This window comes from Kosakonia sp. HypNH10, assembly GCF_029850615.1.
Taxonomy (GTDB): Bacteria; Pseudomonadota; Gammaproteobacteria; order Enterobacterales; family Enterobacteriaceae; genus Kosakonia; species Kosakonia cowanii.
In genome coordinates, this window is the sequence record NZ_JAOTIU010000006.1 from 49,188 (window position 1) to 62,705 (window position 13,518).

15 protein-coding genes are annotated in these 13,518 nt (G+C 54.1%); 7 read left to right on the forward strand and 8 right to left on the reverse strand.

Annotation, left to right across the window (positions count from 1 at the left end):
* Positions 1 to 79: 79 nt before the first annotated feature.
* Positions 80 to 979 (forward strand): AraC family transcriptional regulator, encoded by a 900-nt coding sequence (locus N7V53_RS16895; protein ID WP_023480896.1) that lies wholly within the window; start codon positions 80 to 82, stop codon positions 977 to 979.
* A 33-nt stretch (positions 980 to 1,012) separates the two neighbouring features.
* Here N7V53_RS16895 and N7V53_RS16900 read toward each other — a convergent pair whose 3' ends face one another.
* Together N7V53_RS16900 and metC are read right to left on the reverse strand one after the other, a co-directional pair.
* The gene (locus N7V53_RS16900) at positions 1,013 to 1,672 is read right to left on the reverse strand and encodes a DedA family protein (protein ID WP_279794147.1); all 660 of its coding nucleotides are present in this window, start codon (positions 1,670 to 1,672) and stop codon (positions 1,013 to 1,015) included.
* Positions 1,673 to 1,789: 117 nt separating this feature from the next.
* Positions 1,790 to 2,977 (reverse strand): cystathionine beta-lyase, encoded by a 1,188-nt coding sequence (gene metC, locus N7V53_RS16905; RefSeq protein ID WP_279794148.1) that lies wholly within the window; start codon positions 2,975 to 2,977, stop codon positions 1,790 to 1,792.
* Between the two features lie 240 nt (positions 2,978 to 3,217).
* On the opposite strand from metC, the gene exbB reads away from it, so the two are divergent.
* Both exbB and exbD read left to right on the forward strand, forming a co-directional pair.
* Positions 3,218 to 3,949: a tol-pal system-associated acyl-CoA thioesterase gene (gene exbB / locus N7V53_RS16910; protein WP_023480942.1), complete on the forward strand. Its 732-nt coding sequence runs from the start codon at positions 3,218 to 3,220 to the stop codon at positions 3,947 to 3,949.
* Between the two features lie 6 nt (positions 3,950 to 3,955).
* The gene (gene exbD, locus N7V53_RS16915; protein WP_042718016.1) at positions 3,956 to 4,381 is read left to right on the forward strand and encodes a TonB system transport protein ExbD; all 426 of its coding nucleotides are present in this window, start codon (positions 3,956 to 3,958) and stop codon (positions 4,379 to 4,381) included.
* 53 nt (positions 4,382 to 4,434) lie between these two features.
* Here exbD and N7V53_RS16920 read toward each other — a convergent pair whose 3' ends face one another.
* The 3 genes from N7V53_RS16920 to N7V53_RS16930 form a co-directional block, all read right to left on the reverse strand.
* Entirely contained in the window at positions 4,435 to 5,331 is an 897-nt protein-coding gene (locus N7V53_RS16920) for an SDR family oxidoreductase (protein WP_076769217.1), read from the reverse strand.
* Positions 5,332 to 5,398: 67 nt separating this feature from the next.
* A complete protein-coding gene (locus N7V53_RS16925) occupies positions 5,399 to 5,863 on the reverse strand; it encodes a hypothetical protein (RefSeq protein ID WP_051372112.1) in 465 nt (154 codons plus the stop codon).
* Complete coding sequence (locus N7V53_RS16930) at positions 5,856 to 6,260, reverse strand: hypothetical protein (RefSeq protein WP_279794150.1); 405 nt, start codon at positions 6,258 to 6,260, stop codon at positions 5,856 to 5,858. The genes N7V53_RS16925 and N7V53_RS16930 overlap by 8 nt, the downstream gene beginning before the upstream one ends.
* A gap of 103 nt (positions 6,261 to 6,363) precedes the next feature.
* Between N7V53_RS16930 and N7V53_RS16935 the strand changes: the two genes are divergently transcribed.
* Together N7V53_RS16935 and N7V53_RS16940 are read left to right on the forward strand one after the other, a co-directional pair.
* Entirely contained in the window at positions 6,364 to 6,870 is a 507-nt protein-coding gene (locus N7V53_RS16935) for an RNA helicase (protein WP_279794151.1), read from the forward strand.
* 86 nt (positions 6,871 to 6,956) lie between these two features.
* Complete coding sequence (locus N7V53_RS16940; protein ID WP_124967260.1) at positions 6,957 to 7,451, forward strand: TIGR00645 family protein; 495 nt, start codon at positions 6,957 to 6,959, stop codon at positions 7,449 to 7,451.
* A gap of 69 nt (positions 7,452 to 7,520) precedes the next feature.
* Here the strand turns inward: N7V53_RS16940 and N7V53_RS16945 are convergent, their stop codons facing one another.
* On the reverse strand, positions 7,521 to 8,561 hold the full coding sequence (locus N7V53_RS16945) for an aldo/keto reductase (RefSeq protein ID WP_023480944.1): 1,041 nt from the start codon (positions 8,559 to 8,561) through the stop codon (positions 7,521 to 7,523).
* Between the two features lie 828 nt (positions 8,562 to 9,389).
* Between N7V53_RS16945 and N7V53_RS16950 the strand changes: the two genes are divergently transcribed.
* The gene (locus N7V53_RS16950) at positions 9,390 to 11,039 is read left to right on the forward strand and encodes a methyl-accepting chemotaxis protein (RefSeq protein WP_279794154.1); all 1,650 of its coding nucleotides are present in this window, start codon (positions 9,390 to 9,392) and stop codon (positions 11,037 to 11,039) included.
* Positions 11,040 to 11,056: 17 nt separating this feature from the next.
* On the opposite strand, the gene fucR is transcribed toward N7V53_RS16950, so the two are convergent.
* The gene (fucR, locus tag N7V53_RS16955) at positions 11,057 to 11,755 is read right to left on the reverse strand and encodes an L-fucose operon activator (protein ID WP_124971235.1); all 699 of its coding nucleotides are present in this window, start codon (positions 11,753 to 11,755) and stop codon (positions 11,057 to 11,059) included.
* A gap of 7 nt (positions 11,756 to 11,762) precedes the next feature.
* Entirely contained in the window at positions 11,763 to 12,626 is an 864-nt protein-coding gene (gene yghU, locus N7V53_RS16960) for a glutathione-dependent disulfide-bond oxidoreductase (protein ID WP_023481063.1), read from the reverse strand.
* Positions 12,627 to 13,023: 397 nt separating this feature from the next.
* Here yghU and N7V53_RS16965 point away from each other — a divergent pair, with 397 nt between their 5' ends.
* On the forward strand, positions 13,024 to 13,494 hold the full coding sequence (locus N7V53_RS16965; RefSeq protein WP_124967264.1) for a hypothetical protein: 471 nt from the start codon (positions 13,024 to 13,026) through the stop codon (positions 13,492 to 13,494).
* The last annotated feature ends 24 nt before the right edge of the window (positions 13,495 to 13,518 follow it).

Consider the following 13,518-nt stretch of genomic DNA (forward strand, 5'->3'; position numbering starts at 1 on the left):
GTTTCTCTATCCGGCTGGAGAAATGTCACAAAAGTTTGCACACTAGAGCGGTTAAAACTGGCCGCCGGGGTGGCAAACCATGAACCGTGAAGCGATCTGCCTGCATCTGACTGAAAAAGTTAAAAGACTGAAAAATAATGAAAATAGACTGAGCGCGCTGCTGCCGGATATTCGTCTGCTCTATGGTACGCAGCCCGGTACCCGGACGCCGGTGATGTATCAGCCGGGGATCGTGTTTCTCTTTTCCGGCCATAAAATCGGGTATATCAACGAGCGCGTCTTTCGCTATGACACCAACGAATATCTGCTGTTAACGGTGCCGCTGCCCTTCGAGTGTGAAACCTTTGCCACGCCGGAGGTGCCGCTGGCGGGCATTCGTCTTAATGTCGACATCCTGCAATTGCAGGAGCTGCTGATGGATATCGGTGAAGATGAGCATTTTCGCCCGGAGAACGCCGCCAGCGGCATTAACTCGGCGGTGTTATCAGAAGAGATCCTCTGCGCGGCGGAGCGCCTGCTGGATGTGATGGAGCGGCCGCTGGACGCGCGCATTCTGGGTAAACAGATTATCCGCGAGATGCTTTACCACGTGCTGACCGGGCCGCGCGGTGGTGCGCTGCTGGCGCTGGTGAGCCGCCAGACCCACTTCAGCCTGATTAGCCGCGTCTTAAAGCGCATTGAGAGCCAGTACACCGAAAACCTCAGCGTCGACCAGTTAGCGGCGGAAGCGAATATGAGCGTCTCGGCGTTTCACCATAACTTCAAATCGGTGACCAGCACCTCGCCGCTGCAATATCTGAAAACCTACCGTCTGCACAAAGCGCGGATGTTGATGGTACACGATGGCATGAAAGCGAGCGCGGCGGCGATGCGTGTCGGCTATGAGAGCCCGTCGCAGTTCAGCCGCGAATTTAAGCGTTATTTCGGCGTGACGCCGGGAGAGGATTTGGCGCGCATTCGCACCATGCAGGGGGCATAACGGACGCCCTCTTCGCGGGAAGAGGGCGGGGGATCAGGCGTTGCTGAACTTCTTCTTTAGCACCACGGTGACGGCACCAATCAGGCCGACCACCAGCAGGAACACCGGCAGCACCATTAAAAAGGTCATCACCTGATCTTCGTGGCGCTTCACAAATGGGATCATGCTAATGGCGTAGCCGAGCGAGATCACCACGCCGACCCACAGCAAGGCGCTCAGCCAGTTGAAGAGCTGAAAGCGGCGGTTCGACAGGCCAGAGATACCGGCCATCGTTGGCAACAGGGTGCGGATAAAGGCCAGAAAACGCCCGGCCAGCAGCGCCAGCAGGCCGTGACGGTCAAACATACAGGTGGCGCGCTCGTGATACTTCACCGGCAACTGCGACAGCCAGCTTTTGACGATACGCGTATTGCCCAGCCAGCGCCCCTGAACATAGCTCAGCCAGCAGCCGAGACTGGCGGCTGAGGTGAGGATCAGCAGCGTTGAGACAAAGTCCATGCAGCCGCGCGCAATCAGCGCCCCGGCGAGCAGCAGTAAGCTGTCGCCCGGTAAAAATGAGGCAGGAAGCAGGCCGTTCTCTAAAAAGAGCGTGGCAAACATCACGAGATAGACAACGCCGACAACGTGCGGATCGGCCAGCGCAGCAAAGTCGTGATGCCAGAGCGCAGCAATAATATCTTGAATAACAGCCATGGGCTTTCCTGTGGAACCGCGTAGAGGAGGCTATTGTACTCCACTTCGCCAAAAAGACCTCGATCCGGGGCGCAACAAAGGGAGAATATTCTTACTTTTTGCCCCGTTAATCCTGGTTTACATGATGCGCTGAAAGCCTGCCACTAAATCACCGATAAGATCATCAACGTTTTCTAAACCAATATGCAATCGGATCAGCGTGCCGTCGAAGTCGACACGCCCCTCCGGGCGAATAGCGGCGATATGCTCTGGCTGGTTGGCGAGGATCAGCGATTCAAAGCCGCCCCATGAATAGGCCATGCTGAAGAGCGAAAAGTTATCGAGGTAGTTAGCCAGCTCTGCATCATTTAAACGCTTGTTGAGCACAAAGGAGAAGAGGCCGCTGCTGCCGCTGAAATCCCGCTTCCAGTACTCATGCCCTTTACTGCCCGGCAACGCCGGATGATTGACCTGCGCCACCTGCGGATGCGCCGCCAGCCACTCGGCAATTTTCAGGCTGCTTTCGTGATGCTGGCGTAAACGCACCCCCAGCGTGCGCAGGCCGCGGCTGGTCATATAGGCGGTGTCCGCATCCAGCATCTGCCCCATCAAATAGGCGTTTTCCCGCAACTGCTCCCAACAGCGGGCGTTTGCTACGGCGGTGCCGACCATCGCATCGGAGTGACCAATCAGATATTTGGTGCCCGCCTGAATGGAGATATCGATATCAAAATCCAGCGCCTTAAACAGCACGCCCGCCGCCCAGGTGTTGTCGATCATAATGATGGCCTCCGGCGCGACGCTGCGCACCGCCTGCACGATGGCGGGAACATCATGCACTTCCATGGTGATGGAGCCGGGCGATTCGAGGAACACCACTTTGGTATTGGGTTGCACCAGTTGCACGATGCTTGAGCCAATCAGCGGATCAAACCAGCTGGTGGTAACGCCCAGTTTAGCGAGAATTTTGGTGCTGAAATCTTGCGTCGGTTCGTAGGCGGTATTGGTCATCAATACATGATCGCCCTGTTCAACAAAGGCCAGAATAGTGTTCGCCACTGCCGCCGCGCCGCAGGGGAAGAGCGCGCAACCGGCACCGCCTTCCAGTTCGCACATCGCCTCTTGCAGCGAGAAGTGGGTCAGCGTCCCGCGCCGTCCATAAAAAAGCTCGCCGTTAGCGCGGTTGCGTGTGGCGTGCTTTTTCGCTTCGACCGTTTCAAACACCAGGGAGGAGGCGCGCTGAATCACCGTATTCACCGAACCCTGAGTATACTTTTTGCTCCGCCCGGCGTTTACCAGCGCGGTATCAAGATGTTTCGCCGTCATGTCTGCTCAACCTGTTTTTATACGTCTGGATGTCCAGACTACCATGATTGCGAAATGATGCATCAGAGGCGGTGAATTTTTCTATAAAACCAGCAGACGCGCCGGTTTACTGCGTCAACGCAAGGAAATAGCCGGTTGTGTTGTGCACTATGTAAATACTAATGAGAACTACTATCAATTCGACGACTTTTTGCTATTATGGCGCAGTGTTTTTTGTGATTTGCGTCCCGGAGAAACAGAGTGGGTAATAATTTGATGCAGACGGATCTTTCCGTATGGGGTATGTATCAGCACGCCGATATCGTGGTGAAAATCGTGATGATCGGTCTGATTCTGGCGTCAGTCGTCACCTGGGCGCTTTTCTTCAGTAAAAGCGTTGAGATCCTCGGCCAAAAGCGCCGTCTCAAGCGTGAACAGCAGCAGCTGGCTGATGCCCGCTCACTGGATCAGGCGACCGAGATCGCCTCGACATTCCACGCCCGCAGCCTGAGCGCGATGTTGATCAACGAAGCGCAGAACGAGCTGGAACTCTCCGCAGGCAGCGAAGATAACGAAGGCATCAAAGAGCGCACCGGTTTCCGCCTTGAGCGGCGCGTGGCGGCAACGGGCCGTCATATGGGCCGCGGCAACGGTTTTCTCGCCACCATCGGAGCGATTTCGCCCTTTATCGGTCTGTTTGGTACCGTCTGGGGCATTATGAACAGCTTTATCGGCATCGCGCAGACGCAAACCACTAACCTCGCGGTTGTCGCGCCGGGCATCGCTGAAGCGCTGCTGGCAACGGCTATCGGCCTGGTCGCCGCTATCCCGGCGGTGGTGATCTACAACATCTTTGCGCGCATGATTGGTAACTATAAAGCCAACCTCGGCGATGTTGCCGCTCAGGTGCTGCTGCTGCAAAGCCGCGATCTGGATCTGGCCGCCAGCAACGCGCAGCCGGTTCGTACCACCCAGAAATTACGCGTAGGTTGATTGGCTATGGCAATGCGTCTTAATGAAAACCTCGACGATAACGGCGAAATGCACGAAATCAACGTCACGCCGTTTATTGACGTGATGCTGGTGCTGCTGATTATCTTTATGGTGGCGGCGCCGCTTGCTACCGTTGACGTTAAGGTCAATCTGCCTGCCTCTTCCAGCCAGCCGCAGCCGCGCCCGGAAAAACCGATCTATCTCTCCGTGAAGGCGGATAACAGCATGTTTATCGGCAACGATCCGGTGACGGAAGAGACGATGATCAACCAGCTGAATGCGGTGACCGAAGGCAAAAAAGATACCACCATCTTCTTCCGCGCAGATAAGACCGTTGATTATGAGACGATGATGAAAGTGATGGACAGCCTGCACCAGGCGGGCTATCTGAAGATCGGTCTGGTAGGGGAAGAGGTCGCGAAAGCGAAGTAACCCGCGAACGAGATAAAAAAAAGCTGGCCGGAGCCAGCTTTTTTTATGCCTGCTTAACTCAGGTGCTCACCACCCGTTACGCCATGCACCTCAGCGGTTACATAGCTCGACTCCTGGCTTGCCAGATAGACATAAACAGGTGCCAGCTCGGCTGGCTGACCGGCGCGTTTGAGCGGCGTCTGCTGGCCAAACTCCGGCAGTTTCTCCTGCGGCTGACCGCCGGAAATCTGCAGCGCGGTCCAGATTGGCCCTGGCGCGACGCTGTTCACGCGAATGCCTTTCTCGGCGACCTGTTTCGCCAGCCCACGGGTGTAGTTGAGAATAGCCGCTTTGGTCGAGGCGTAATCAAGCAGATGGGTGCTTGGCTGATAAGCCTGAATCGACGAGGTAGTAATAATGCTACCCCCGCGCGGCATCAGCGGAATCGCCTCCTGGGTGATCCAGAAGAGCGCGAAAACGTTGACCTTATAGGTATAGATAAACTGCTCGCTGCTGAGGTCTGCAATATCCTCAATCGCGGTTTGCGTACCCGCTACCAGCGTCAGCACATCCAGGCCGCCAAGCTGCTCTTTCGCTGTATGCGGCAGAGAACGGGCAAATTCTTCATCGCTCAAATCGCCCGGGATCAGCACGGCTTTGCGCCCGGCTGCTTCAATCTGCTCTTTCACCTGCTGCGCATCTTCCTCTTCGGCAGGAAGATAGTTGATAGCGACATCTGCGCCTTCGCGGGCATAGGCGATCGCTGCTGCGCGACCAATACCGGAGTCGCCGCCGGTCACTAACGCTTTACGACCTTTCAGCCGCCCGCTGCCGACATAGCTCTTTTCACCACAATCGGGAACCGGTTCCATTTTCGCCTGCACGCCGGGGAAGGGCTGCTTCTGCTTAGGATATTCACCGGTGTAGTACTGGGTGGTCGGATCCTGGATTTTTGTCTGGTCAGTTGCCATTAAGTATCCTCCATATCGGTTGCTTAGACCTTAAGGATAGAAGTTCACGCTGACTTCGCAGACAAATTCAGGATTTTCTTGATCCGGTGGGGTGGCTTCCCTTGCTGGTCACTTTGGCTGGCTTTTCGCTCACCGCCACCGTCTGCACTGTCGAGGTGCGGTATACGCCCTCGCTCAGTTTGCGGCTCCAGCGCAGTGTCGCGCTTTCGCGGCTGACCAGGTGCTGATAGTTAGCCTCCAGCCGGCCCATGATCTTTTCGCGCAGCTCAGGGTGCTGTTCGATAATGGCGGCAATCGCTGCGCCGTAAATCTCCTCTTTCACCTGCAAGGGGTAAATTTCACGGCGGTTTTGCCACTTCAAACGCACCAGCGCAGCAGGAATAGAGACTAAATCCTGGGCAATGCGTTGAATCGTCTCGTTTTTACTCTGTACCAGCGCATCGATATTTTGCTTTAAGATAAATTCGTCGCTTTTGCTTTCGCTGTAATTGATATAGACGTTATTATTTTCAATTTCAGCCACGTTATTCATCCCCAAGTTTATAAAAGATTGGCGCATCTTTTTCGCGGGTAATCAGATTAAGCCAAATCTCATTACCTGCCTCGTTAATAGTTTGCGTCTTATCGGAAATTATTTTGCTCAGAGTCTGAGCATCAATCTCACCTTCGGCTTGCAAATCATTAAGTAAACGCGCAAAGGTTTCAATTTTAACGACCCGGAATAAGCGCTCTTTAATATGGCGATCGTGCTCTTCAAGCAGCATATTACGTGATTGCCCGCTGCGGCTGGCGTTAGCTAATATATTTTGCGCATGCTCAGAAAGCGGGCCAATATCCTGAGGAAAATCAGGCTCTTTTCCCTCTGGTGCTGCCCCGGTTTCAACGGCAGAAAGATGAAAGCGCGCCGGGACAAGGTTCTCGGGAAGCATTTCTATTATCCTTTACTATTTAACAGGGGAGAGAATATTAAGGGGCGAGGTTCGTTGACAATATCATGAGGCAATTTTAAAATCAAAAAAAAGGAGTCTGCCGATGGACAGTATTTTGTATTTTGTTATTACTTTATTGCTGCTAACGGGCGGCGTTTTATTATTGATGCATGAGTACAATAAAAAGACTCCCCTTAGTGAAATTAATGAGCAAGCACCACAGTTAACGCCGCTGTCAAAAGAAGAGGGCGAAGATCATTTTTCGACGTTAATGAACGCGATTACCCCGGAGTGGTACTGGCGTGTTAACCATGAATATATCGATTTTTTGCAAGCGACGATTAAGCGTATGAAGATGGCGGAGATAAATAACACGCCAGGTTTATTTGAAGCCCAGCGCCGTTGCAGCGATCTCAGCTCCGCTGTGTATAAGTACTACGACAACATTAAAAAACGCTGCGTTAATGGTGAAAAAGTCTCGCCGAGCGATCTGGATGTGCTCAACCTGCGCCAGTGTTTCCAGGAGTTCAGCACCGAAGCTTATCCTGCGCTGGTGGTGCTGATTTGGCCGGAGAACCAGCGTCCGTGGGTTAACCCCGCCGAGGTGTAGTTAAGTCAGACGGAGTGTTGCAAAAGGCTGACGGTGTCAGGCTATACTGAGCGCCGGTTTAGCTATCTGACGAGACACTACGGAACATGGAACGCTTTCTGGAAAACGCAATGTACGCTTCGCGCTGGTTGCTCGCCCCGGTCTATTTTGGCCTCTCTCTTGCTCTCCTGGCGCTGGCCATCAAATTCTTCCAGGAGATTATTCACGTTATCCCCAACATCTTCTCGCTGGCAGAAGCGGATCTGATCCTCACGCTGCTCTCGCTGGTGGATATGACGCTGGTCGGCGGTCTGCTGGTGATGGTGATGTTCTCCGGCTATGAAAATTTTGTTTCGCAGCTGGATATTGGCCCGCACAAAGAGAAGCTGAGCTGGCTGGGGAAAATGGATGCCACCTCGTTAAAAAACAAAGTGGCGGCGTCGATTGTCGCCATTTCGTCGATTCACCTGCTGCGCGTCTTTATGGATGCGAAGAACGTCCCGGATAACAAGCTGATGTGGTACGTGATTATCCACCTGACGTTTGTGCTCTCCGCGTTTGTGATGGGCTATCTGGATCGTTTAACCCGCGGCAAGCATTAATTTTTGGTGGAGCCTGGGCCGGATAAGCGCAGCGCCCTCCGGCAAACTGCGCCCTCCGGCACGTCACTTTTATTTATCTGACGATGCCTGCCACAGGTTCAGTTCCCCGTCGGCCACATGCTTATCAATTTGCGCCAGTTCATCGGCGCTGAAGCTCAGGTTGTTTAACGCCTGCACATTCTCCTCCAGCTGCTCCGGGCGGCTGGCCCCAATCAAGACCGATGTCACACGGCTATCTTTTAACAGCCAGCTTAACGCCATCTGCGCCATCGACTGCCCACGGCGTTCAGCCATCTCATTCAGCAGGCGCAGGCTGGCGAGATTGCTTTCGGTGAGCATCTTCTCCGTCAGGCCACGCACCTTTTTGCCTTCACGCTGCATGCGCGACCCTTCGGGAATACCGTTGAGATATTTGCCTGTCAGCAATCCCTGTGCCAGCGGCGTAAAGGCGATACAGCCGACGCCGTTCTCCTCAAGCGCGTCTAAAAGCCCGGTGTTATCGACCCAGCGATTGAGGATGTTGTAGGAGGGTTGATGGATAAGCAGCGGCACTTTCCACTCGCGCAGTAGCGCGGCCATCTGCTGCGTACGCTCCGTCGAATAGGAGGAGATGCCAACGTAGAGCGCTTTGCCGCTCTGCACCGCCTGCGCGAGCGCGGCAGCGGTCTCCTCCATCGGTGTTTTCTCATCGACGCGGTGGGAATAGAAGATATCGACATAGTCGACGCCCAGACGCTTAAGGCTCTGATCGAGGCTGGCGAGCAGATACTTGCGCGATCCGCCGGAGCCATACGGGCCAGGCCACATATCGTAGCCCGCTTTGGTGGAGATAATCAGCTCATCGCGGTAGGGGGCAAAATCGTCGCGCAGCAGGCGGCCAAAGTTCTCCTCTGCGCTGCCGGCGGGTGGCCCATAGTTATTGGCTAAATCGAAGTGGGTGATTCCCAGATCGAACGCTTTACGCAGCAGCGCGCGCTGCGCATCGAGTGCGTTGACGTGACCAAAACTGTGCCATAAACCGAGCGACAGGGCGGGCAGTTGCAGACCGCTTTTGCCGCAGTACCGATACTGCATCTGTTCATAACGCTGAGGGTTGGCGAAGCCGGGCATGATCTCTCCTCTCGTATCTGGCGGTGCCTGATGGTTTTGAAACAACGTTTCTATCTTACGTGCGATCGCCTGTCAGCAAAAGCTTCGCTGAGCGGAAGGCAAACAGAGGCCACAAATAATGTTCTGTGTGAGCCTTACACTGCTGCTTAATTCTCTTCATGCGTGGCTTAAATCTGCGAAAATTCCTGGGGAGCGAGGGTAAAAAGCCGCAACCCTTTTTCCTGCCAGCATCGCAAAAGGCGGTGAAATATAAGAAGAAGCGATGGCATTACGCGTAATAAAAATGAGCTTAGTATCACGACGGTCAGCCGGCGTGACGGCAGGGCGCATGGTTATTGGGTTTTTGCGTTGATAACGGCGCGTAAAGTCTTGCGGGTAGTGCTCTCAGATAAGCGCCTTAAAACGCACTGTTATTAATTATTGAGTGCTTTGTGAGGCGGGTTAAATAAATTAAATTCGTCGAGAATTGTTGGTTTCTCGTTATTAATAATTTTATAAAATTCTGGTTTTTAATATTTTAAGCAAACAAGCTTTTATTTTTATACCGATAAATTCAAACTGTGTCAGCTATCCCCTTTATTCTTGTTTTTTATATTATCTGTTATTAATCAATAACTTAGATTTGTTGTGCAAGCTCGTTTGCGCAACAAAAAGTTAGCAGAATAACCATTTAATAGGTGACAAAATTTGTGATAGCCATAAAAAAAAGAGGCCTCTTTTTTACATAATTATTTTAAACCGACCATACAACTTCCCAAACGCGTGCCGATAAAAGTGATAACTCTCGCCCGCAGGCGAGGGTCTACCTTCACCGCAAGGATTAAAATTATGAATATGCTTCGTAACTTCACTATACGCGCTGTGTTGCTGGTGATCCTCGGGATCTTCAGCGTGCTGTGGTCTGGCGTCGGTCTGTATAGCGTTTCTTCTTTGTCAAAAGTTGCCGACGGTAATGAAATCGACCGCCAGCTGGTGACGCAAATGACGCTTCTGAGCCAGGGCAACGATCAATACTTTCGCTTTGTGACGCGCCTCAGCCGCGTGATGGAAGCCAAAGCAGCGGGGGGAACGCCGGACATGGCGCCCGCGCAACAGGCGCTGGATAACATGGCAAAACGCCTTGCCGACTTCAAAGCCGTTTCGCCAGGGCCGATGGATCCGAAAGTCTCCGAACAGGTGATCGCTGGCTGGCAGGCGCTGCTGGAGCAGGGCGTCAACCCGCAGATGCAACTGGCGCAGCAGGGCTCGCCGGAAGCCTATCGCGCGCAGGCCAATAATGTTACGCCTGGTTTGAGCCGCAATTTTGGCGTGGCGACCGAGAGTTTCAACAAAGCCGCTGGCGTGATGCTGGATGAAACCCGCGTGATGGTCGATCACCAGACCAGCACCACCCGCACGGCGATCATTATCGCGATAGTGCTGGGCCTGCTGATCCTGCTGTTTACGGATCGCTACCTGGTCACCATGCTGGTCAAACCGCTGACGCGTATTCGCGAGCACTTCAAACTGATGGCGCAGGGCGATCTCAGCCAGCCGCTGGAAGATATGGGACGTAACTGCGTCGGCCAGGTGATCCCGCTGCTGTTAGCGATGCAGGATAGCCTGCGTGAAGCGGTAAGCAGTATCCGCCACGGCAGCGAAAACATCTGGCGCGGCGCAACGGAGATATCCACCGGCAATAATGACCTCTCATCGCGTACCGAAGAGCAGGCCGCCGCGCTGGAAGAGACCGCCGCCAGCATGGAGGAGTTGACCGCTACGGTGAAACTGAACGCCGACAACGCCAGCCAGGCGAGCGAGCTGGCGGAAGTTGCCTCGGCCACTGCCAGCAAAGGCGGTGCGCTGGTGAAAGAGGTGATCAACACAATGGACGGTATCTCCGGCAGTTCGAAGAAGATTGCCGAAATTACCACCGTTATTAACAGCATCGCTTTCCAGACCAATATTCTCGCCCTTAACGCGGCGGTAGAAGCGGCGCGTGCCGGTGAGCAGGGGCGTGGTTTTGCGGTGGTTGCCGGGGAAGTACGTAACCTCGCCAGCCGCAGCGCGGGCGCGGCAAAAGAGATTGAAACCCTGATCGCCGACTCCGTCTCGCGCGTTGAGAAAGGGGCACAGCTGGTCAACGACACCGGCACCACGATGGACGGCATTCTGCGCGCCGTGCGTGAAGTGACCACCATTATGAAAGAGATTGCCGCCGCCTCTGCCGAGCAGAGCAAAGGGATCTCGCAGGTGGGCGTTGCCATCACGCAGATGGATAACGTTACCCAGCAGAACGCCTCGCTGGTTGAGCAGGTGTCGGCTGCCGCCGCTGCGCTGGAGCGTCAGACCGAAGAGCTGCAACGTTCTGTGCAGAAGTTCCGCCTGACCGGTGAAGAGGAGCATAAACCCACCGCTGCCAAACTGGTGAAACCTGACATGAGCCGTGGCAGCGCCCGCAAACCCGGCGCATCGTCCGATGAGTGGGTCGCGTTCTGATTCTGCAAATGTGCGCCTCAGGGATGGGGCGCGTCGGTGATCATCTGCGTTACCAGTGAAAGGTTGCCGATGCTGGCTTCGCTGGCCCGGTAAAATTTACTTTTATCAATCAGTAACAGCGACTGCTGCGCCCGGCGCAGCAGTGCCGCTTTAAACGCCGCGTTATGCCGTGTGGAATCCCACATCTCGCCATTGCCATCAATCCCCTCGCAGGAAAAGATAAACAGATCGATCTCCAGCGATTTAAGCAGGCTGGCAAGCGCCGGATTGACGTAGCAGCGCTCACCGCGCGCCAGCCGACCGCCGGAGCAGATAAGCTCGCTATGCTGGCGACGGGCCATCACTTCGCACACCGGCAAACTGTTGGTAAACACCGTCAGCGGAATATCCGGAAGTTGTCGCGCCAGGTGAAAGCAGGTTGAGCTGGCATCCAGCGCCAGTGTCATTCCGGCTTCTACCCAGTTGAGCGCATGACGGGCGATATCGGCTTTATCCGCATAGTGGCTTTTTAAGCGGGCGCGGAAGGGTTCGCTGCCGTCCGCCAGCGTGCGGGCGCGACCATGCCGACGAATGATTTTGCCCTGCATTTGCAGAGCGTTGAGATCGCGGCGAATGGTCTCCACGCTGACGGCAAGCTCAGCGGCGAGCGCGGCAGTGGTGATTGACTGCTGGCTCTTCAGAAGCTGCACAATCGCCTGCTGGCGCGCCGTCTTGATCATTTCCTTACGCGCCGCGTTTATCTTCGGTTTGCGTATCGAAATCGCTGGCGTCGTGGCGCTCATGCAGCTGCTCATTCGCCGGGCCGAAGGTGCGGTTAACCATGCGGCCACGTTTCACGGCCGGACGTTCAGCGATCGCTTTCGCCCAGCGCTGGACGTTTTTGTAGCTGCCCGCATCAAGGAACTCCGCCGCATCGTAGACATTGCCCAGCACCACGTTGCCGTACCACGGCCAGATCGCCATATCGGCAATGGTGTACTCATCGCCCGCGACAAATTGATGTTCCGCCAGCTGTTTATCCAGCACGTCGAGCTGGCGCTTGGCCTCCATGGTGAAGCGGTTGATGGCGTATTCAATCTTCACCGGCGCATAGCTATAGAAGTGACCAAAGCCGCCGCCGAGGAACGGCGCGGAGCCTTGCAGCCAGAAGAGCCAGTTCAGCGTTTCGGTGCGCGCGGCGAGATCGCGCGGCAGGAAGTGACCAAACTTCTCTGCCAGATAGAGCAGGATATTGCCCGATTCAAACACGCGGGTCGGCGGGGTGGTGCTGTGGTCGCGCAGCGCCGGGATTTTCGAGTTCGGGTTGACGTCAACGAAACCGCTGGAGAATTGATCCCCTTCACCGATGCGGATCAGCCACGCGTCATACTCCGCTTCAGAGACGCCTTTCGCCAGCAGCTCTTCCAGCATAATCGTCACTTTCTGGCCGTTCGGCGTACCGAGGGAGTAGAGCTGCAACGGATGTTTGCCCGTCGGCAGCGCTTTTTCATGGGTGGCACCGGAAACCGGGCGGTTGATATTGGCAAACGCGCCGCCGCCGGATTGATCCCACGTCCACACCTTCGGGGGTTGATAGTTGTCTGACATAGCGTTTCCCTCTCTGTGATGTTTGATGTTGTCGGGCTACATGCTTTGCAGTGTAGCAGTCGCCTTTGGCGAGGATACAACACATTCCGGGGGGAAAAGAGTGGCCATTGTTGTGGTTATCGGCCACGCTATCTTTCGCTGGTTGCCGACAAAAGTTTTATTTAAATGCACTGACTTAAAATGGATTCATTATTATTCCGTCTCTTTAAGTAAAATTCTTATTGTATTAAATAAGTCTTTTCTTATTTTTAAAAAGTCTATAATTAAGCTACTGTTACCATTATTTCTTATTAATTTGTTTTCTCAGGCTGACGATAAACGTTATAGGGATATTCTTTTCGACTCATCCTGGAAGAGTCATCAGCTCATTATCTGTTAACTACACGCGGAGAGAATTATGCAGGAAATTCAGGCTATTCAGGCAAGCCCTCCGCTTGCCAACACACACGAACACGCCACCCATAAAGCGGCGATGACAACCTCTACTGAGAACGTCAAAGAGGCTCACACCTATCAGGATGAGAGCATAAAAGTAACCCTTTCCAGCAAAGCGGAGAGCCATAAAGAGAGCAAAGAGGTAAAAGCCGAAGAGCCGGTACGCCAAAAGAAAAAGGTGGAAAATCAAGAAATTGATTATGCGCTCGAGATGTCCGGAATTCCGCAGTTTGGCGGTCGGCTGGTAAGCGTTGTGAAATATCCCGATGGGCGAACCGAAATGATTGATGCCTTTACCGGGAGAAAAGTAACGCAGGAGCAGTTAGCGCGTGCCCAGGAGCTTGAAGCACTCAACAAAACGGCTCAGCAGAGCAAAATAAAACAGGCGCAACAGATTGCACCCGGCGAATCTACCCCGACGGATATGCAATAACGCTTCGCCGTTTTAATTAATATA